Annotated in this window: 16 protein-coding genes; 9 read left to right on the forward strand and 7 right to left on the reverse strand. The window is 35.3% G+C overall.

Features of this window, described 5'->3' with window-relative positions; translation table 11 throughout:
* Nucleotides 1-4: 4 nt before the first annotated feature.
* From NKR74_RS03025 to NKR74_RS03035, 3 genes are all read right to left on the reverse strand, one after another.
* Nucleotides 5-1258, reverse strand: coding sequence for a VanW family protein (locus tag NKR74_RS03025; RefSeq protein WP_253628583.1), 1254 nt, complete (start codon nucleotides 1256-1258; stop codon nucleotides 5-7).
* Between the two features lie 282 nt (nucleotides 1259-1540).
* Complete coding sequence (locus tag NKR74_RS03030) at nucleotides 1541-2554, reverse strand: LCP family protein (protein WP_098309028.1); 1014 nt, start codon at nucleotides 2552-2554, stop codon at nucleotides 1541-1543.
* A 282-nt stretch (nucleotides 2555-2836) separates the two neighbouring features.
* Nucleotides 2837-4015 (reverse strand): NupC/NupG family nucleoside CNT transporter, encoded by a 1179-nt coding sequence (locus NKR74_RS03035; RefSeq protein ID WP_253628584.1) that lies wholly within the window; start codon nucleotides 4013-4015, stop codon nucleotides 2837-2839.
* Between the two features lie 164 nt (nucleotides 4016-4179).
* Between NKR74_RS03035 and gloA2 the strand changes: the two genes are divergently transcribed.
* The 3 genes from gloA2 to NKR74_RS23895 all read left to right on the forward strand — a co-directional run bounded on the left by gloA2 (nucleotide 4180) and on the right by NKR74_RS23895 (nucleotide 6325).
* Complete coding sequence (gene gloA2, locus NKR74_RS03040) at nucleotides 4180-4566, forward strand: SMU1112c/YaeR family gloxylase I-like metalloprotein (protein WP_098309030.1); 387 nt, start codon at nucleotides 4180-4182, stop codon at nucleotides 4564-4566.
* 134 nt (nucleotides 4567-4700) lie between these two features.
* Nucleotides 4701-5999: a hemolysin family protein gene (locus tag NKR74_RS03045; protein ID WP_375337689.1), complete on the forward strand. Its 1299-nt coding sequence runs from the start codon at nucleotides 4701-4703 to the stop codon at nucleotides 5997-5999.
* A 200-nt stretch (nucleotides 6000-6199) separates the two neighbouring features.
* Nucleotides 6200-6325 (forward strand): hypothetical protein, encoded by a 126-nt coding sequence (locus NKR74_RS23895; RefSeq protein WP_301287641.1) that lies wholly within the window; start codon nucleotides 6200-6202, stop codon nucleotides 6323-6325.
* Between the two features lie 121 nt (nucleotides 6326-6446).
* On the opposite strand, the gene NKR74_RS03050 is transcribed toward NKR74_RS23895, so the two are convergent.
* Nucleotides 6447-8075 carry an L-lactate permease gene (locus NKR74_RS03050; protein ID WP_253628586.1) on the reverse strand — a complete coding sequence of 543 codons (1629 nt, stop codon included), beginning with the start codon at nucleotides 8073-8075 and terminating at the stop codon, nucleotides 6447-6449.
* Nucleotides 8076-8837: 762 nt separating this feature from the next.
* Here NKR74_RS03050 and NKR74_RS03055 point away from each other — a divergent pair.
* Nucleotides 8838-9125 (forward strand): ArsR/SmtB family transcription factor, encoded by a 288-nt coding sequence (locus NKR74_RS03055; protein WP_098309033.1) that lies wholly within the window; start codon nucleotides 8838-8840, stop codon nucleotides 9123-9125.
* Nucleotides 9126-9308: 183 nt separating this feature from the next.
* The gene (locus tag NKR74_RS03060; RefSeq protein WP_253628587.1) at nucleotides 9309-9488 is read left to right on the forward strand and encodes an acid-soluble spore protein H; all 180 of its coding nucleotides are present in this window, start codon (nucleotides 9309-9311) and stop codon (nucleotides 9486-9488) included.
* A gap of 32 nt (nucleotides 9489-9520) precedes the next feature.
* Here NKR74_RS03060 and NKR74_RS03065 read toward each other — a convergent pair whose 3' ends face one another.
* Both NKR74_RS03065 and NKR74_RS03070 read right to left on the reverse strand, forming a co-directional pair.
* Complete coding sequence (locus tag NKR74_RS03065; RefSeq protein ID WP_253628588.1) at nucleotides 9521-10912, reverse strand: peptide MFS transporter; 1392 nt, start codon at nucleotides 10910-10912, stop codon at nucleotides 9521-9523.
* Between the two features lie 649 nt (nucleotides 10913-11561).
* Nucleotides 11562-12527: an ABC transporter substrate-binding protein gene (locus tag NKR74_RS03070; protein ID WP_253628589.1), complete on the reverse strand. Its 966-nt coding sequence runs from the start codon at nucleotides 12525-12527 to the stop codon at nucleotides 11562-11564.
* Nucleotides 12528-12698: 171 nt separating this feature from the next.
* Here NKR74_RS03070 and NKR74_RS03075 point away from each other — a divergent pair, with 171 nt between their 5' ends.
* From NKR74_RS03075 to NKR74_RS03085, 3 genes are all read left to right on the forward strand, one after another.
* A complete protein-coding gene (locus NKR74_RS03075) occupies nucleotides 12699-13703 on the forward strand; it encodes a FecCD family ABC transporter permease (RefSeq protein ID WP_253628590.1) in 1005 nt (334 codons plus the stop codon).
* The gene (locus tag NKR74_RS03080; protein ID WP_098309038.1) at nucleotides 13700-14758 is read left to right on the forward strand and encodes a FecCD family ABC transporter permease; all 1059 of its coding nucleotides are present in this window, start codon (nucleotides 13700-13702) and stop codon (nucleotides 14756-14758) included. Before NKR74_RS03075 ends, NKR74_RS03080 begins: the two co-directional genes overlap by 4 nt.
* A gap of 64 nt (nucleotides 14759-14822) precedes the next feature.
* Nucleotides 14823-15635: an ABC transporter ATP-binding protein gene (locus NKR74_RS03085; protein WP_253628591.1), complete on the forward strand. Its 813-nt coding sequence runs from the start codon at nucleotides 14823-14825 to the stop codon at nucleotides 15633-15635.
* Between the two features lie 195 nt (nucleotides 15636-15830).
* Here NKR74_RS03085 and NKR74_RS03090 read toward each other — a convergent pair whose 3' ends face one another.
* On the reverse strand, nucleotides 15831-16562 hold the full coding sequence (locus tag NKR74_RS03090) for a class I SAM-dependent DNA methyltransferase (RefSeq protein WP_098309040.1): 732 nt from the start codon (nucleotides 16560-16562) through the stop codon (nucleotides 15831-15833).
* A gap of 215 nt (nucleotides 16563-16777) precedes the next feature.
* Between NKR74_RS03090 and NKR74_RS03095 the strand changes: the two genes are divergently transcribed.
* The gene (locus NKR74_RS03095; RefSeq protein ID WP_098309041.1) at nucleotides 16778-17968 is read left to right on the forward strand and encodes a glycine C-acetyltransferase; all 1191 of its coding nucleotides are present in this window, start codon (nucleotides 16778-16780) and stop codon (nucleotides 17966-17968) included.
* Nucleotides 17969-17999 lie beyond the last annotated feature (31 nt).

Raw genomic sequence — 17999 nt, forward strand, 5'->3', positions numbered from 1 at the left:
ATCATCACGCCTTTTTGTATGTGCTTTTTGAAATTTGACCGTTGGAGAGTACTTGCCCGTTTTGTGTTACTTTTTTATATGTTACAGCCACAATGTTTTTATCTGTTTCACTTATAACTTTCGAAGAAACTTCTACATTTTTTCCTGTATCTGTACCGAAAATACGAGCAGTTACACTGCTGCCATCCGTGAATGATTGAATATAAATATACTTACCAGTATTATTTGTAAATTTCAAATCAGGACCATAGTCAGCAACAGCTGCATCTTGACCAAGTGGTAAGTAATGGACTGGTAAAGAATGATTACTCCGGGCTACAACTCCTAAGTCAGCACGCAATACAGCACCATATAATGTGCTGCTTACTTGGCAAACACCACCGCCGGCACTTTGTTCTACTTTTCCATTTACATATACAGCCGCTGATTTATAGCCATGTGCTGCATCTGTAATGCCAACGCGGTTGTTAAAGCTAAATGTTTCACCGGGTGCAACAAGTACTCCTGTTAATGTGTTGGTAGCACGTTGTACGTTAAATGTTTGATTCGCATTTCGGCCAGCCAACGGAGTAGAATATTCAGCAATTACTCCTTGAATCCCCATGTTCTTCACATCTTCTGTTGAGTGTTCTGGTTTCACTGCTGTAATTGGAACTTGGATATCCTGTTTATTTGTAGCAATTGCTTCTGTTGTTAAGGATTTTAATTTTTCTTTATCAACTTTCTCGCCATCTTTACTTTCGTTAATATTAACCGTAGTTCCAGAAACAGATAACTCTGCATTGACAGGCTCTACTAGGAGGTCATTGTATTTCTCTTTTATAAATGCATCGTATTTTGCTGTGTTTATAGAAGGATCTAGCTTATAGTCACGCTTTAGTTCACCTTTTTCAGCTTGTTTACGCATTTTATAACGATTAGAAATATTGCTCTGTTGTTCTTTGAAAATTTCATCCGCAACATTTGTATCCTTATATTCAACGCCTAGTTCTTGCCAAGTATATGTCTGTGTGTTGTCTTGGAAGGTGTAGTTCACGGATTTTTTATTTAATTCATCAACTTTTTGTTGAACAATTTGTTGAACGTCTGCTTTCGTTTTGCCATCTAAGGAAATACCTTCAAATGTTGTGTGGGGTAAAACGTATGTATCTAACTGATTATTCAATTTGGATACATATTGATAAGCGCTAACACCGCCAGCACAAAGAATGATTCCACCGGCAATCACAGAACCAATAATCCAATTACGTAACTTCATTTATTTCCCCCCCAAAATAAAATTTTTAGGTTATGTATGATATGTATTATTTTTAACGTATAAAATGATAAAAAAGTATTAATTACACACTAGTATACTATTAATTTTATTGTCTGTGTAATATTTTTGTAAAAAAACGTTACATTTTTGTAATATAATTACCTTAAATTAGAATTTTATGAGGGGGAGGCAAAGAAATTCATGTTTGTATTGCAGTATGAAATGTATGTAGGTGTATATAAGAAAAAAACAGCTGTTGTATACACAACAGCTGTTTTTTTCTTATAGTTTCTTATGATCTGATTTACTTGTAACACCAAGGTGATTTTGTAATTCTTCAGAAATAGCTTGAACACTTTCTTCTTCAGGAACGTAATAATATATACCATCAATATATTCGTCTTTTCCTTTTATTTGCAATTTATCCATTTTCAGGTCAGAACTCATCATGTTTTTAGTAATTGCCATCATATCATCGAAAGTCAAGTTTGTTTTGATATCGTTATCTACCGCATCTAGTAAACCACCAAGTTTGTCAATCGAATTTACAGATAATGCTTTTTCAGCGATTGCTTCTAAAACAAGTTGTTGACGTTGGCCGCGCATATAGTCAGTATCAATATGGCGTGTTCTCGCTAGCGCAAGTGCTTCTTCGCCATTTAAGTGCTGACGACCTTTTTCAAGGTGAATAGCATCAGGATTGTCTTTACTATCTTGTTCAGTAAATGTAACTGGTACATCTACATCAATGCCGCCAAGAGAATCAACAATTTCTATAAATGATTCAAAGTTAAACTTCACGTAATAATCAACAGGAACATCTAAAAAACGTTCTACTGTATCAATTGTACTATCAACACCACCGAATGCATGTGCATGGTTAATTTTATCTTCTTTTTTTCGTGATGGAATATATACTCGAGAATCACGAGGAATGCTTAATAGTTTTACAGATTTATCGTTTTTATTAATTGTTGCAAGTAATAATGCATCTGTACGAGTTGCAGTTCCGTACTCTTTTTCTCGGGTCTTACTTTCATCTACACCCATGATTAAGATGGAAACATTATCTGTCATCGGCTTCACTGCTTTTTCGCGCTTTGCCGATTTATCTCCTCGTCCTAATTCTGAGAATGCACCGTTTGCAACAGCTTGTGCTTTGTTATATATGTGGAAGAAATAGCTGCCTCCTCCAATAATCACAAGGAATAAAGGAATGAGAACAAACCATAGTATACGCTTTTTCTTAGAACGCTTTTTTGCCGCTCTATCTGTCGTTTCTAAATCAGGCTTCATTAATCTTTCTCCTTTTAAACAATCAATTAAAATATTTTCTTATAATTTTTAAAAAAGGCACACTTTCTATTGTACATAAATATAAGGGGTTTTCACTATAAATTTTTAATTGACACGAAAATGAAATATATGAAATATATCGTTCTATATAGATATCTTATAATTCTCAGTGTATGAAAAGTTGTTATACAAAAAGCAGATGCCTTACAGTAATGAAGGCATCTGCTTAAATATTATTGTATATAAAAAATAAAGAAAAAAAAAGATTAAAATTTTACCTATTTAGATCATAATACTCACAATAATTGCAGATAGAATACTTACTAAGGTTGCTCCGTATAGGAGCTTTAAGCCAAATCTGGCAACAACATTTCCTTGTTCTTCATGTAAGCTTCTTACTGCTCCTGAAAGAATTCCAATAGAAGAGAAATTTGCAAAAGATACTAGAAAGACAGAAATAATACCTATCGTACGAGGAGAGAGTGTATTTGCAAGTTTATTTAAATCCATCATGGCTACAAATTCATTTGTAATAAGCTTTGTTGCCATAATACTACCTGCTTGTACAATTTCTGTAGCGGGTACACCAATAATGAAAGCAATTGGAGAAAATGCATACCCGAGTAATTGTTGAAATGTAATACCAAAAATGATTGCAAATAAACCATTAATAGCGCTTATAAGAGCAACGAAACCGATTAACATTGCTCCAACAACAACTGCGACACGAAATCCATCTAAAATGTACTCTCCTAGCATTTCGAAGAAAGTTTGTTTTTCTTCCTTGACTTCTAAAATATCTTCTTCGTCTTTCACATCGTATGGATTAATGATTAATATGATAATAAATCCACTAAATAAGTTTAAGACGAGAGCAGTTACAACATACTTTGGTTCAATCATCGTCATATAGGCACCGACAATGGACATGGATACTGTAGACATTGCTGAAGCACATAGTGTATATAGACGATGTTTTGGAATTTGTCCGAGCTGTTTTTTTACAGTAATAAACACTTCTGATTGTCCGACAATAGCAGAGGCAACTGCGTTATAGGACTCTAATTTACCGAGGCCATTTATTTTACTAAGGAAAAAACCAATCCATCGAATAACAAATGGTAAAATTTTGAAGTGTTGTAAGATTCCAATTAAGACAGAGATAAATACAATCGGAAGTAAAACGTTTAAAAAGAAAGACATTTCGCCTTTGTTTAATAAGCCGCCAAATACAAAGTTTACACCTGCCGCAGCATATTTTAATAACTCATTAAATAAATTTGAAATTGCTGTTACAAAGATAAGTCCCATTTGTGTATTTAATAATAGGAACGTTAAGATTAATTGTATAATAAGCATGATAAGAATCGGCTTGAACTTAATATGTTTTCTATTGTTACTTGCTATAAAAGCAAGAAAAAAAACAACAATGAGTCCGAGCACAAATGTAAAAAATTTCATAGTAACCCTCCTGTATGAATAGTTTTCTCTTGCCTTACTGTCCGTAAAAACCTGATTGGTGAGAGCTTTCCATCAGTGAGATGAAAAAACATACTGATGGAAGTTTCACTTTACATATAGGTTTTTCATTTCATAGAAGAATATACAAGAAAGGAAAAGATACGATGAATATTACTCATGTTCACCACATCGCAATTATTTGTTCAAATTATGGAGTATCAAAAAAATTCTATACAGAAGTACTCGGTTTTCAAGTTCTACGTGAAGTATATCGAGAAGAAAGAGAGTCATATAAGCTTGATTTATGTGTAGGAGATACATATCAAATTGAATTATTTTCATTTCCTAATCCTCCAAGGCGAAAAAGTTTTCCGGAGGCAGCGGGATTGAGACATTTAGCGTTTGCTGTTGAATGTATAGAAGAAGCTGTTTCATATTTACAGCAGCATGGTATACAAACTGAAGCAATTCGAATCGATGAAATTACTGGAAAACGTTTTGTATTTTTCCAAGATCCAGATGGTTTACCACTTGAATTATATGAGAAATAAAAATTGGTGAAATTTATACAGTTTTTCTTATGAGGGAAAGAGAGAAAATAAAGAAAGTTAAACTTATCTTTGCAGGAGGTGTAACCTTAGTTGTCTGCAGCTAAGGGAGATACTTGGAAATAGGGAATTTAATACTGGTTGCAGTTTTAATTGCGTTAACGGGTTTTTTTGTTGCAATTGAATTTGCGATTGTCAAAGTACGCAGTAGTCGCATTGATCAACTCGTAGGAGAAAAAAGGCGAGGAGCAATAGCAGCAAAAAAAGTTATTTCTAATTTAGATGAATATTTGTCAGCCTGTCAGTTTGGAATTACAATTACGGCACTTGGGCTTGGATGGTTAGGTGAACCAACTGTAAAACATGTATTAGAGCCTATATTGATTAAATTTCAAATCTCTCCTTCGATTGCTAGTACTGTATCTTTTGTTATTGCATTTGCTGTTATTACTTTTTTACATGTTGTAATTGGTGAATTAGCACCAAAAACATTTGCAATTCAAAAGGCAGAACACATTAGTCTGATGTTTTCAAAGCCATTAATTTATTTTTATCGCATTATGTATCCATTTATTTGGACATTAAATCATGCCGCTCGTTTTGTGACAAGTTTATTTGGACTAAAACCTGCTTCTGAACATGAAGTTGCACACTCAGAAGAAGAGCTCCGTCTCATCTTATCAGAGAGTTATGAAAGCGGGGAAATTAATCAAGCGGAATTTAAATATGTAAACAATATTTTTGAATTTGATAATCGTCTTGCGAAAGAAATTATGGTACCGCGAACGGAAATTGTTGGATTATATGCTGAAGATTTATTTGAAACACATATTGAAATTATTCGACAAGAAAAATATACAAGATACCCAGTATTCGGTGAAGACAAAGATGAAGTTATGGGAATGGTGAATGTGAAAGATTTCTTCATCCGTTATATAGATGGGGAAAAACGAGAAGCAAAATCAATCATGACATATACAAGACCAGTTATTGAAGTAATGGAAAACATTCCAATACATGACTTATTGTTGAATATGCAAAAAAAACGTATTCCACTCGCAATTTTATATGACGAATACGGTGGAACTGCAGGGCTGGTTACACTTGAGGATATTCTAGAAGAGATTGTGGGAGAAATTCGAGATGAATATGATGAGGATGAACACCCACCTATTCAAGATGTTAGTGAAAATTGCAAAGTAGTGGATGGGAAAGTGTTAGTAAGTGAAATTAATGATTTATTTGGCTTACATTTGGACGAACATGATGTCGACACAATTGGTGGTTGGTTAATGATGCAAGGACAACCGATTGCAGAAGGAGATGCTATTATTGTTGGTGAGTGGACATTTACTATTCTTGAAAAAGATACTCATCAAATTAAGCGAATAGAGATAAAAAAATTGGAAACAGAAGAAAAAACAGTAGCTTTATAAAGTGAGACTTCCATCAGTGGGAAGGGGGTCATCCCTCACTGATGGAAAGCTCGCCCAATCGGGCTTTTACGGGCAGTTATCCCCACCTATCGTCTTCGGTTCTCTCTACATCTTGAGGTGGGGATCTTACTGCCCGTTAATGCGGGATAAATAGCTGTTTTTTCTTATTAATAGGGCATTATAGTAAATGAAGAAAGACGATGTGCGTTTTTTGTATTGGAAAAAATAAGAAAATATTAGGATCATGGGGAATTTTAGCAGGAGAAGAGGTTAAGAAAAATCATTTTGCATTTGGAGTAACGTTAGAACCAATTGTCCATGTTTAGATGCTAGATGCTAGATGCTTGTAATAGCTTAGAGTTGAGGATCCATTAGGGAGCATGAAGTATTGTATTTAAGTGAATAAATAAAGCAAAAGGCTGATGAACGAGTCATCAGCCTTTTATATTAGAAAATATGGAACACAGCGTTCAGTTGAAGTAAGCTAATAATTAATAAGAAGATTAAGCTGTATTTCATTGTCATTTTAAATAGCTCTGATTCTTTACCAACTATTCCAACTGCCGCGCAAGCTACAGCAACTGATTGTGGTGATACCATTTTTGCCATTGTACCGCCTACTACGTTTAAGGCAACAAGAGTAGAAGGGTTGATATCTAATTGAGCGGCTGTAACAGCTTGAAGAGGTGCAAATAGAGAGCCGCTAGATACTACAGAACCTGTTATGAATACGCCAATCCAACCTAAGATTGGAGAGAATATTGGAAAGATTTTTCCAGTAGATGAAAAGGCTAATCCAAGAGTTGAAGACATACCAGAATAGTTTGTTACATATGCTAATGCAATTACACTACAGATTGTATAAATTGGTGCTTTTAACTCTTTTAATGTTTCAACAGTTAATTCTTTTATTAACTTACCGCTTACACGGAATACAAGTAAAGATACGATAATTGCAAGTACAATTGCAGTAGTTGTTGATGAGAATACATCTAACTTAAAGATTGCTGGAAACGGTGTATTTGCTTTAACGATTGGCGCTGTTTTAATCACGTGATTGTGCAGGCCAGGTACTTGAATATTCCATATTAAGTTACTTAATGCACCATCTGGAGCGAATAAGGCTTTTACTGGTTTTAAGTTGAAAATTGTTACAAATACAGTTAAGAATACAAATGGTGACCAAGCATATAAAATTTGTTTCATAGTATAATTATGTTTTTCTGTCTGTTTTTGTTTTGTTTTACTTTTTTCTGAAGATTTCGGCTGCCATACACGTAAGAATAATGCTAATGCAATCATGCTGACAACAGCTGCGAAAATATCAGTAAGTTCTGCACCAAGGAAATATGTTACAACGAATTGAGTAAGAGCGAAAGAACCGCCGCTTACAAGAATACCTTGCCAAGTTTCTTTAATTCCTTTAAAACCATCAACGATTGCAACAAGTAAGAATGGTAATACAAAGCTAATGAAAGGTAATAATGTTACAGCTTGACGACCAACAATTAATGGATCTAGTTGTGTTAATTGAGCAGGTACTGTAACTGGAATACCCATTGCTCCCATCGCACCACCAGCAATATTGGCAACTAAACAAATACCAGCTGCTTTTAATGGGTTAAAGCCCATACCTACAAGTAATGCTGCTGTAATAGCGACTGGTACACCGAAACCTGCTGCACCTTCTAAGAAAGCACCGAAAGAATAAGCGATTAATAACACTTGAAGACGAGGATCGCTTGTAATGCTAGAAATGCTATCACGAATGACGTTAAATTGCTCAGTTTTTACAGTTAGTTTGTAAAGGAAAATTGCTGCGATAACAATTGTACAAATTGGATAAAACCCGGCTGCTACACCAAAGGCAGCGGATGATACAGCCATAGTTGCTGGCATCTTATAGACAAATATAGAAAGAATAATAGCTAAAATAACGCTATAGAGTCCAGATAAGTATCCTTTAATTTTAAACACTGTTAAACATAGTATAAAAAATAAAATTGGTAGAGCGGCTACAAGTGCTGATAGCCAAATGTTGTGTAATGGGTCGTAAACCTGTGTCCATGTACTCATAATTGCGACATCTCCTATATATAATTTGTGAAGCTATTCACATTATTTGTGAAACCATTCACAATCAACTTACATTGTTAGTATAGTCTCCCTCAGCACTATTGTCAACGTGGAAAAGTATAATTATTCCATAGAACACTTAACTGTAAAAATTCTGCTACATTTTATGAATAAATTGGAAAGAACTAAAAGAATTGGTATACAGGAAAGAGTGTACATAGATAGAATACGTTATATGTTGTTTATCTATTCTTTCATAATTTTTATTATTATTATTGATTTTATCCCGCTATTTGCGGGCAGTAATATTCCCACCTCGAAATTCGGTGAAAGCAAAGAAGTTAGGCGGGAGATAAATTATCCGTAAAAGCCCGATTGGTTCAACTAATAATCAGTGGGGGATGAAGAAAACCCCCACTGATTAAAGTTTCACTTTATATGTTTTATTCTGAACAAACGGACAGTAAGACCTCTGCCTTAGGAACAAAGAAAATGGATAGAGGATATGACCTGTAAAAAATATAACAAAAATATTGAGAAAATTACTTTGGAAGGCAATGAACGTCATTAGAGATACTTTGCTTTTTTTCTGAGCCATATAGTATAATATTCAAACATCAAAAGAGAGTTTTCTCTTTAATATAAAGGGGGAAGGTAATTTTTATTGTTGTAAATTATTCAGTATAAAATGTAATAATAGGAAGAAATATAAAAATAAACATGTACAAATAGAAAAATAAAAAGAAAAAATGAGGGGAAAGTATGTACCAAAATCAATTTGAGTGTCGTATTTCAGAAGAGGATGTACAAATGTTGCGAGCGCTAGCTCATCCGCTTCGTCTGCGTCTTGTAATGGAGCTTATGCAGCGTGGAACTTGTAACGTAACACAGCTACAGAAAGTATTAGAAATTCCGCAATCTACAGTATCACAACATTTAACGAAGTTAAAGCAAAATAAAGTCGTACGTTTTGAAAGACGTGGTTTGGAAGTATATTATCAAGTGTACAGCGATAAAGTAAGTGAAGTTGTAAAAACATTATTTTCTTAAAATTTGGATATTATGGAAAAAAAGGTATGTATTTGTACATACCTTTTTTTTGTGAATTGAACAAAAATTTAAAGTGAGACTGTGACTTTAGGTCATAGTAGTGAAGGAGGATAAATGGGATAAAATTCATCCAGACATGGCAATATAAAAAAGAATGTAATAAAGAATAAGGAGGGACCAATAGTGGATATAAATCGAGCAAAACAAATTTTATCATCATCAAGTAGAATTGACGTTACATATCATGGTGTGCCTGTCTGGATTGAAAGCTGTGATGAGGCAAGTGGACTTGCTAATGTACACGATATAAAAACACCAAATGAAACAGTACAAGTAGATATTACTGCATTAGAAGAGCATTAAAAAAAGCGGAGAAATTTCTCCGCTTTTTACATTTATTCCATCATACGTGCAATTTTTTTAGAGAACATAAGAAGTACTAAGCCTAATACAATAACGATAATACCGATGCTTGCGAATACTTCTAAATAACCTAAAGATTGTGTATAAGCTGCTAATTTACCAGCTATCCAGTTTGCGCATCCAGTACCAGCTGCCCATACACCCATTAATAAAGAAGCTAACTTTACAGGAGCGATTGCACTTACCATAGATAAACCGATTGGTGATAGGAATAGCTCACCAATTGTATGGAACAGGTATGTCAAAACAATAAATATTAAGTTTGCTTTTACAGCAATATTAGCTTCATCGCTACCTGTTTTTAGAACTGCTAATGTTAATACAAGGTAACCGATTCCTAACAGAATCATACCAAATGCCATTTTTGTTGGGATTTTTAAGTCACCGCTTTTAGTTTTAGATAACTTAACCCATAATGCAGACACCAATGGTGCTAATAAAACGATAAACAATGGGTTAACAGATTGGAACCAAGAAGTTGGAATTTCCCACCCGAAAAGCGTACGATCAACGAATTTATCTGTGTAAAGAGTTAAAGAACTACCGGCTTGTTCAAAACCTGCCCAGAAGAAAACAACGAAGCAAGTTAAAATGACGATTGCCCAAGTACGGTTTTTCTCTTGTTTTGTTAAAGGTTTTTTCTCGACTACTTTTGCAGTGTTATCCTTTGATTTTTTACCAACGACTGTTGTTCCGAGATCACCAAGATAACGTTTAGCTAGTAAATTAAAGAGAATTTGACCAACAATCATACCAATACAAGCAGCTAAGAAGCCGTATTTGTATCCTTTTACCATAACGCCGTTAACAGTTGTGCTAAATAAATCTTCTGCTAAGAAACCACAAAGTAACGGTGCAATTAAAGCGCCGAAGTTAATACCCATGTAGAAGATTGTGAAAGCAGAGTCACGGCGTGTATCGTTTTCGCCGTAAAGTGAACCTAAAAGAGTTGAAATGTTTGGTTTGAAAAATCCATTACCGATAATTAATAATCCTAATCCTAAATAAAGTCCAGTTGTTGTATTCATTGAGAAAAGAACAAAGTTACCAAGTGCCATAACAATACCGCCAATAGTAATCGCGTGGCGTTTTGTTATAAAGTGGTCAGTTAACCAACCGCCAATAATTGGTGTGAAATATACAAGCATTGTAAATGTACCATAAAGTTGTACAGCGGTTGATTTGTCAAATCCTAGCCCCCCGCCAACAACTGCAGTTGTTAAATAAAGAACTAAAAGACTACGCATTCCGTAGTAGCTAAATCTTTCCCACATTTCTGTAAAGAACAACAAATATAATCCCGGAGGATGTTTCTTTGGTGATTGTTGTTCTTCAGCTTTGTTTAACTTTAAAGCTGCATCCATATTTCTTCCTCCTAATCCTGTCCTGTATAACGGATATTTATGTAATCATTTTAATTTACAAAATATTTAGAAGTCAATAGAATTATATGGAAATATAATAAAAAAATTTCGTAAATTCTACAAACGCGACTTTCCTTTTTTGTATTTTTCCCTGAAAACCTTAAAATAAGCGTTTTCAAATGTGTACTTTTTTGTCCGAAAAGAACGAAAAAGTGTACTAATTCAGAAAATTCTAATTAAAATAATTTTTCTGATATACAGAATGTTTTTTTGATATACTTTTGGAATATAACATATTTTGAATAAGAATACAAAATAAAAAACAACTCCCGTGTATAGGAGTTGTTTTCATTGAGGATAGATTTAAAGTTAAAAGTATTATTTCACTTTACTTTTAACGAGATAGTTTATCCTGCTACTTTTGGGCAGTGTGTGCCTGATTGAGCAGGCTTTTTATAAGTGGGTGATGAAGAACCCCTTCACCTATGGAAGTTTCACTTTATCCCGCATTAACGGGCAGTATGATCCTCCACCTCAAGATTTTGAGAAACTCAAAGAAGGGAGGTGGGAGATAACTGCCCGTAAAAGCCCGATTGGTGAGAGCTTTCCATCAGTGTGGGAAAGCCCCCCCACTGATGGAAGTTTCACTTTATTTTACAAAGCGTTTTTCAATGTCATCTAGCATTAAATTAGCAGCTATTACACCGCCAGCTGTATTCCAGATGACATCGTCAACTTTGTATGCTTTACCGTTTTTCACTGCATTTAAGTTTTGGAATAGAGGATCGCTCGTATATTCTTTTTCTAATTCAGAACCTTTGTTTTCGTTTCCTTTATTGTATGTGAAGTAGAATAGTATATCGCCATCCATTGCAGGGATTCGCTCTTTTGATACGTTACGCTCTGCAAAATCATTTTTATTTTGATCACCAGGACGTTTGAAACCAAGTTCTTTTAAGATAACCCCAGAGAATGTATCTTGATGATAAATACGAACATCACCAGGCATAAAGCGTACCATAGAAATTTCTTGATTTACTTGATCACCAAGTTTTCCTTGTAAGTCTTTTATGCGCTTGTCATAATCAGCTAGGACTTTTTGACCTTCTTTTTCTTTATTCACTGCTTTTGCATAAAATTTAAAGTTTTCTTTCCACTCACCGCGTAGTGTTTCTGAGAAAACAGTAGGAGCAATGCTGTTTAGCTGCTCGTACACTTTCTCCTGACGCATTTTGTTACCGATAATTAAGTCGGGTTTTAAAGCAGCGATTGCTTCGAGATTGACTTGGAGCTCGTCACCGACAGGTTTTGTATTTTTCATTTTATCTTTCGTATGTGGGTACCATGGGTCACCAGTTGGTGGTTGTGCAGCTCCCACTGGTGTTACACCAAGAGAAAGTAAAGCTTCCGCTCCCTCGTTTGTTAAAACAACAACACGTTTCGGATGTGCAGGAACTTCAGTTTTTCCCATTGCGTGCTCAATTGTAATCGTATCTTGCTTTTCTTCCTTTTTAGGCTCAGCTTTGTCATTGGTTTTACCACATGCCCCTAAAAGAAGTGAGAACGATAGTATAAGTGCAAATAATGCAAATGATTTTTGCTTGATGAAATTCATTATGTATCCCCCTTATTTATTGAGAACCTTTTTCAATTACAAGGTTGATATTAAGGGGTTATACATAAATTGTCAATAGTAATTGAAAATAATTATTATTATCATTGACAAGGGGAATTCAGCTACAATACACTAAAAATGTATTAGTATGCATTAAAGGAGAAACGCTGCATGTTATTAAAAACAAATCAAGCAAAATGGATTGGACTATTTGTTGGAATCATTGCAGTTATTACTTGTATTTGGGGGAGTATTATTTTGGGATATACAAATACAAGTTCGAAACTAGCACTGGATGCTTTTTTCCATTTTAATGGCTCAAATGAACATATTATCATTCAAAACGTACGTCTTCCTCGTGCGCTTATCGCGGCTAGTGTTGGTGCGAGTTTAGCCATTGCCGGTTGCCTTATGCAAACTTTAACCAAAAATCCGCTTGCTGCTCCAGACTTTATCGGATTAAACTCAGGTGCTTCTTTTTTTATTGTGGTAGCGACCGTTGTTTTTTCCGTGACATCTTTATCAGCGTTTACGTGGATTGCCTTTTTAGGAGCGGCAGTTGCCGCTGCATTCGTATTTGCTTCTAGTTCTTTAGGGAAAGAAGGAGCAACTCCGCTTAAGTTAACATTGGCAGGGGTAGCAATTAGTGCTTTATTTTCTTCTTTAACACAAGGATTACTTGTGTTAAATGAAAGTGCATTAGAAGAAGTTTTATTTTGGCTTGCTGGTTCTGTACAAGGTAGGAAGTTAGAAGTATTGCAATCTGTATTTCCATATTTATTAGTTGGATGGCTTGCTGCTCTTCTAATGGCTGGGAAAGTGAATACACTCATGATGGGAGAAGATGTAGCGAAAGGATTGGGACAACGAACGGTACTCATGAAATCGTTAGTATTCTTGATTATTGTACTACTATCAGGTGGCTCCGTTGCAGTTGCAGGTCCAATTGGATTTGTTGGGATTATTATACCTCATTTCGCAAGAGCACTTGTTGGTGTAGACCATCGTTGGATCGTGCCCTATAGTGGGCTATTAGGCGCAATATTATTGTTACTTGCAGATATTGCTGCAAGATATATTATTATGCCGCAAGAAGTTCCAGTTGGAGTCATGACAGCATTTATTGGGGCACCATTCTTTATTTATATTGCACGTAAGAGAGGGCTTAGCAAATGAAGAAGTATATTCCGTTTCGTGTAGGAAAAGACGGCCTCTCGTTTTTAATGTATAAACGAGCTTGTCTCGTCTTATTGGGCTTATTAGTTGTTTTAATTGGGCTATTCTTTGCAAGCGCTGGTATGGGAGAGATGAAAGTAGCTCCATATGATGTATGGCAAGCAATTACCGGAAATGGCGATGCGATGTCAAATATGGTTGTAAACCAATTTCGGATGCCACGTATTTTAATTGCAATTCTCGTAGGGATAGCTCTTGCTGTAGCGGGCTGTATTTTACAGGGCCTCGTTCGAAATCCCCTTGCTTCTCCTGATATTATTGGAATTACAGGTGGTGCAAGTGTAGCAGTTGTACTATTCCTTGCTTTATTTAGTGATAAAAATAATGCATTAACAGTAAGTATTCAGTATATGCCGCTGGCAGCCTTTATTGGAGCGACCGTTGTTGCGTTTTTTGTATATTTATTTGCATGGAGAAATAATGGATTATCAGCGATTAGCCTTGTTTTAATTGGCGTTGGATTTTGGGCGTTAACGAAAGCAGCGACAACTTTATTTATGCTGTTAGCCCCTATATATCAAACGAGTCAAGCAAATATTTGGATTACTGGTACTGTTTACGGATCTTCATGGGAAAATGTTGCGATATTAGCACCTTGGGTTCTTATTTTAACAGCGGTAGCATTTGTAGCTGCCAGACATTTAAATGTACAAGAACTTGGTGATGATATTGCTACCGGACTTGGAATCCCCTTAACCAAATCACGTTTTTTCCTGCTACTCCTTAGTACGGCGTTAATTGGAGGAGCAGTTGCTTTTGCGGGTGGAATTGGATTTGTTGGTTTAATGGCGCCGCATATTTCAAGAAGATTAGTTGGTTCTTTATACGGTGCATTACTTCCAGTAGCAGCTGTTGTCGGGGCGATTTTAGTACTTGCTGCAGATTTAATTGGACGCACAGTCTTTGCTCCGCTTGAAGTTCCAGCAGGTGTATTTACATCAGCAATCGGTGCTCCGTATTTTATTTATTTACTTTATAAAAGTCGAAATTCATAAAGGTAAAGAAAAAATACATAGATGATTTACTATCTATTAAAAAACGGAGTAAAGGAAGAGAAACATGCAAAAAGCATTAGAGACTAAATCGTTAACATTGTCTTATGGTGAAACAATTATTATTGATGAATTAGATTTAGAAATTCCAAAAGGAAAAATTTCGATTTTTATAGGTTCAAATGGCTGTGGGAAATCTACTTTATTACGTTCCCTTGCCCGTTTATTAAAACCTACATCCGGGGATATTTTATTAGGGGATCAAGTTATTCAAAATATGCAAACGAAGCAAATTGCCCGCCAGCTTGCGATTTTACCACAAGGTCCACAAGCACCAGAAGGAGTAACTGTTCTTCAGCTTGTTAAACAAGGGCGTTATCCATACCAAACATGGCTAAAGCAATGGTCGGAGCAGGATGAAGAAATGGTGTGGAAAGCACTAGCTGCAACGGGAATGACCGAATTTGCAGAACGAGATGTTTACGCCCTTTCTGGTGGACAACGTCAGCGTGCATGGATTGCAATGACGCTTGCACAGGATACAGATATCATTTTATTAGATGAGCCAACAACATATTTAGATATGACACATCAAATTGAAGTGCTTGATTTATTATTTGAGTTAAATGAGAATGAGCAACGGACAATCGTAATGGTGCTGCATGATTTAAATTTAGCTTGTCGTTATGCAGATCATATTGTAGCAATTCGTGATAAACAAATTTATGCACAAGGCAGACCAGAAGATATTATTAATGATAAGCTTGTACGTGATGTTTTTCGTATGAATTGTGAAATTATAAGAGATCCGTTATTTGGTACACCGCTTTGTATCCCGCAAGGAAAGGGAAGACGCATACTCCCGCAAGCGGTTAATTAAAAGAGAAAAAACATAAAGTGAAACTTCCCTCAGTGGGAGGGCTTCATCACCCACCGAGGGTTAGTTGAACCAATCGGGCTTTTATGGGCAGTTATCCCCCCGCCTATCTTCTTCGATTTTCTTTCAATCTTGAGGTGGGGGACTTACTGCCCGTTAATGCGGGATAAGAAAGGGCGATGAATCATCATCGCCTTTTTACTTTGTACATGAAAATAATAAAAACAAAGGGATACGCAGTCTACGTTCATATTCTTCTTCACTTTGAAAATGCTGAGCTTCTGGTGTTGCTTCGCGTAAACTATTAATTGTAAAACCAGCTTTTTGTAAGGAGAGGAAGTATTGCTCAATTGTACGATGATATTTAACAACTTGCTCATTAATCCATGGCTCGACGCGTTTGCCAGTTTTAAAATAATCATCAACAAGCCAGCTAGTTCGTTTTCCGCTTAGTTGTAAGCTTTCAAATGCGGAAGTAATAATCGGGTGTTGAACACTAAAGGCGAAAGTGCCTCCAGTTTTTAACGTTTGAAAAATCTGTCTGAAAGTATCATCAATATGTTCAATATAGTGAAAGACAAGTCTAGATGTAACGATATCAAAAGTAGAATTGGGATATGTATAGTCTTTGAGGTTTAGAAGATGGACAATTCCATTTGTATTCTTTAATTGTTTTTGAGCTTCTTCGTACATACGATGAGAGCCTTCGATTCCGGTATAAGATTGGCAGCCTTTTTGTAGTAACTCTAGTCCAAATTGTGCATCACCGCAGCCAAGGTCAAGTATACTTTTATCTTTTATATGACCAAGTAACTGTAAGAGAGCAGGTTTTTCAATTGTGTCGTTTGGGTTATCGGTTCGATGTCTACGTTTCATATATTGTTCAAAAAATAAGTTCTCATTGTAAACGTCAGATTCTGTATATGACATTCAATCATCTCCTTGAAAACATTTTTTCTATTCTAGAAAAATCCAAATAATAATAATAGATTTCTTTAATTATATAGGATATAATCGTTAGTTGTAAGCGTTTACTTTTAGCTATTTTCCTATAATAATTTTTTGAAACGTGTTAAGCTATTAAAGGGAGTATTGTCTATATTATGATAATGCTTTCTTTATATGAATGATAGGGAGGTTTCACGATGTCTAGCAAAACACTTGACAAATTTTTAGTAGAAAACCTAGATGATTTGAAATCAAAGGGACTTTATAATGTTATTGATCCGCTTGAAAGTTCTAATGGACCAGTTATTACAATTGGCGGAAAAGAATATATTAATTTATCTTCAAACAACTACCTTGGTTTAGCAACGGATGAGCGTTTAAAAGAAGCAGCAATTGGCGCAATTCATAAATATGGCGTTGGTGCAGGTGCTGTTCGCACAATTAACGGTACGCTTGATTTACATGTGAAATTAGAAGAAACAATTGCAAAGTTTAAACACACAGAAGCAGCAATCGCATATCAATCTGGTTTCAACTGTAATATGGCAGCGATTTCAGCTGTTATGGATAAAAATGACGCAATTCTTTCTGATGAATTAAATCATGCATCTATTATTGATGGTAGCCGTTTATCAAGAGCAAAAATTATTGTATATAAGCATTCCGATATGGAAGATTTACGTAAAAAAGCAATCGAAGCAAAAGAATCTGGCTTATACAATAAATTAATGGTTATTACAGACGGTGTATTCTCAATGGATGGCGATGTAGCAAAACTACCAGAAATCGTTGAAATTGCAGAAGAACTAGATTTAATGACTTATGTTGACGATGCACACGGTTCTGGCGTACTTGGAAAAGGTGCCGGTACGGTTAAACATTTTGGACTATCTGATAAAGTAGATTTCCAAATCGGTACATTATCTAAAGCAATTGGTGTAATTGGTGGATATGTTGCTGGTAAGAAAAACTTAATCGATTGGTTAAAAGTTCGTTCACGTCCGTTTTTATTCTCAACGGCGTTAACACCAGCTGATGCAGCAGCATGTATGAGATCAATTGAAATTTTAATGGAAAGCACAGAGCTACATGACCGTTTATGGGAAAATGGTCGTTATTTAAAACAAGGCTTAAAAGAACTTGGTTTTAACATTGGGGAAAGTGAAACACCAATCACACCTTGTATTATTGGTGATGAAGTATTAACACAACAATTTAGTAAACGTCTAAATGAAGAGGGCGTATATGCAAAATCAATTGTGTTCCCAACTGTAGCAAAAGGAACAGGCCGTGTTCGTAATATGCCAACAGCAGCACATACGAAAGAAATGCTTGATGAAGCAATTCGTACGTATGAAAAAGTTGGGAAAGAAATGGGAATTATTTAACACATTCGCATCTATGAAAGCTTGCAAATGA

The organism is Bacillus sp. 3103sda1 (assembly GCF_024159135.1).
GTDB lineage: Bacteria > Bacillota > Bacilli > Bacillales > Bacillaceae_G > Bacillus_A > Bacillus_A rhizoplanae.

What these genes read in the sequence shown, in the direction of transcription:
- NKR74_RS03065 (WP_253628588.1), bottom strand. Translation starts at nt 10,912, where the DNA reads ATGGATGCAGCTTTAAAGTTAAACAAAGCTGAAGAACAACAATCACCA.
- NKR74_RS03025 (WP_253628583.1), bottom strand. Translation starts at nt 1,258, where the DNA reads ATGAAGTTACGTAATTGGATTATTGGTTCTGTGATTGCCGGTGGAATC.
- NKR74_RS03050 (WP_253628586.1), bottom strand. Translation starts at nt 8,075, where the DNA reads ATGAGTACATGGACACAGGTTTACGACCCATTACACAACATTTGGCTA.
- NKR74_RS23895 (WP_301287641.1), top strand. Translation starts at nt 6,200, where the DNA reads ATGTGCGTTTTTTGTATTGGAAAAAATAAGAAAATATTAGGATCATGG.
- NKR74_RS03075 (WP_253628590.1), top strand. Translation starts at nt 12,699, where the DNA reads ATGTTATTAAAAACAAATCAAGCAAAATGGATTGGACTATTTGTTGGA.
- NKR74_RS03095 (WP_098309041.1), top strand. Translation starts at nt 16,778, where the DNA reads ATGTCTAGCAAAACACTTGACAAATTTTTAGTAGAAAACCTAGATGAT.
- gloA2 (WP_098309030.1), top strand. Translation starts at nt 4,180, where the DNA reads ATGAATATTACTCATGTTCACCACATCGCAATTATTTGTTCAAATTAT.
- NKR74_RS03035 (WP_253628584.1), bottom strand. Translation starts at nt 4,015, where the DNA reads ATGAAATTTTTTACATTTGTGCTCGGACTCATTGTTGTTTTTTTTCTT.
- NKR74_RS03030 (WP_098309028.1), bottom strand. Translation starts at nt 2,554, where the DNA reads ATGAAGCCTGATTTAGAAACGACAGATAGAGCGGCAAAAAAGCGTTCT.
- NKR74_RS03070 (WP_253628589.1), bottom strand. Translation starts at nt 12,527, where the DNA reads ATGAATTTCATCAAGCAAAAATCATTTGCATTATTTGCACTTATACTA.
- NKR74_RS03055 (WP_098309033.1), top strand. Translation starts at nt 8,838, where the DNA reads ATGTACCAAAATCAATTTGAGTGTCGTATTTCAGAAGAGGATGTACAA.
- NKR74_RS03080 (WP_098309038.1), top strand. Translation starts at nt 13,700, where the DNA reads ATGAAGAAGTATATTCCGTTTCGTGTAGGAAAAGACGGCCTCTCGTTT.
- NKR74_RS03085 (WP_253628591.1), top strand. Translation starts at nt 14,823, where the DNA reads ATGCAAAAAGCATTAGAGACTAAATCGTTAACATTGTCTTATGGTGAA.
- NKR74_RS03090 (WP_098309040.1), bottom strand. Translation starts at nt 16,562, where the DNA reads ATGTCATATACAGAATCTGACGTTTACAATGAGAACTTATTTTTTGAA.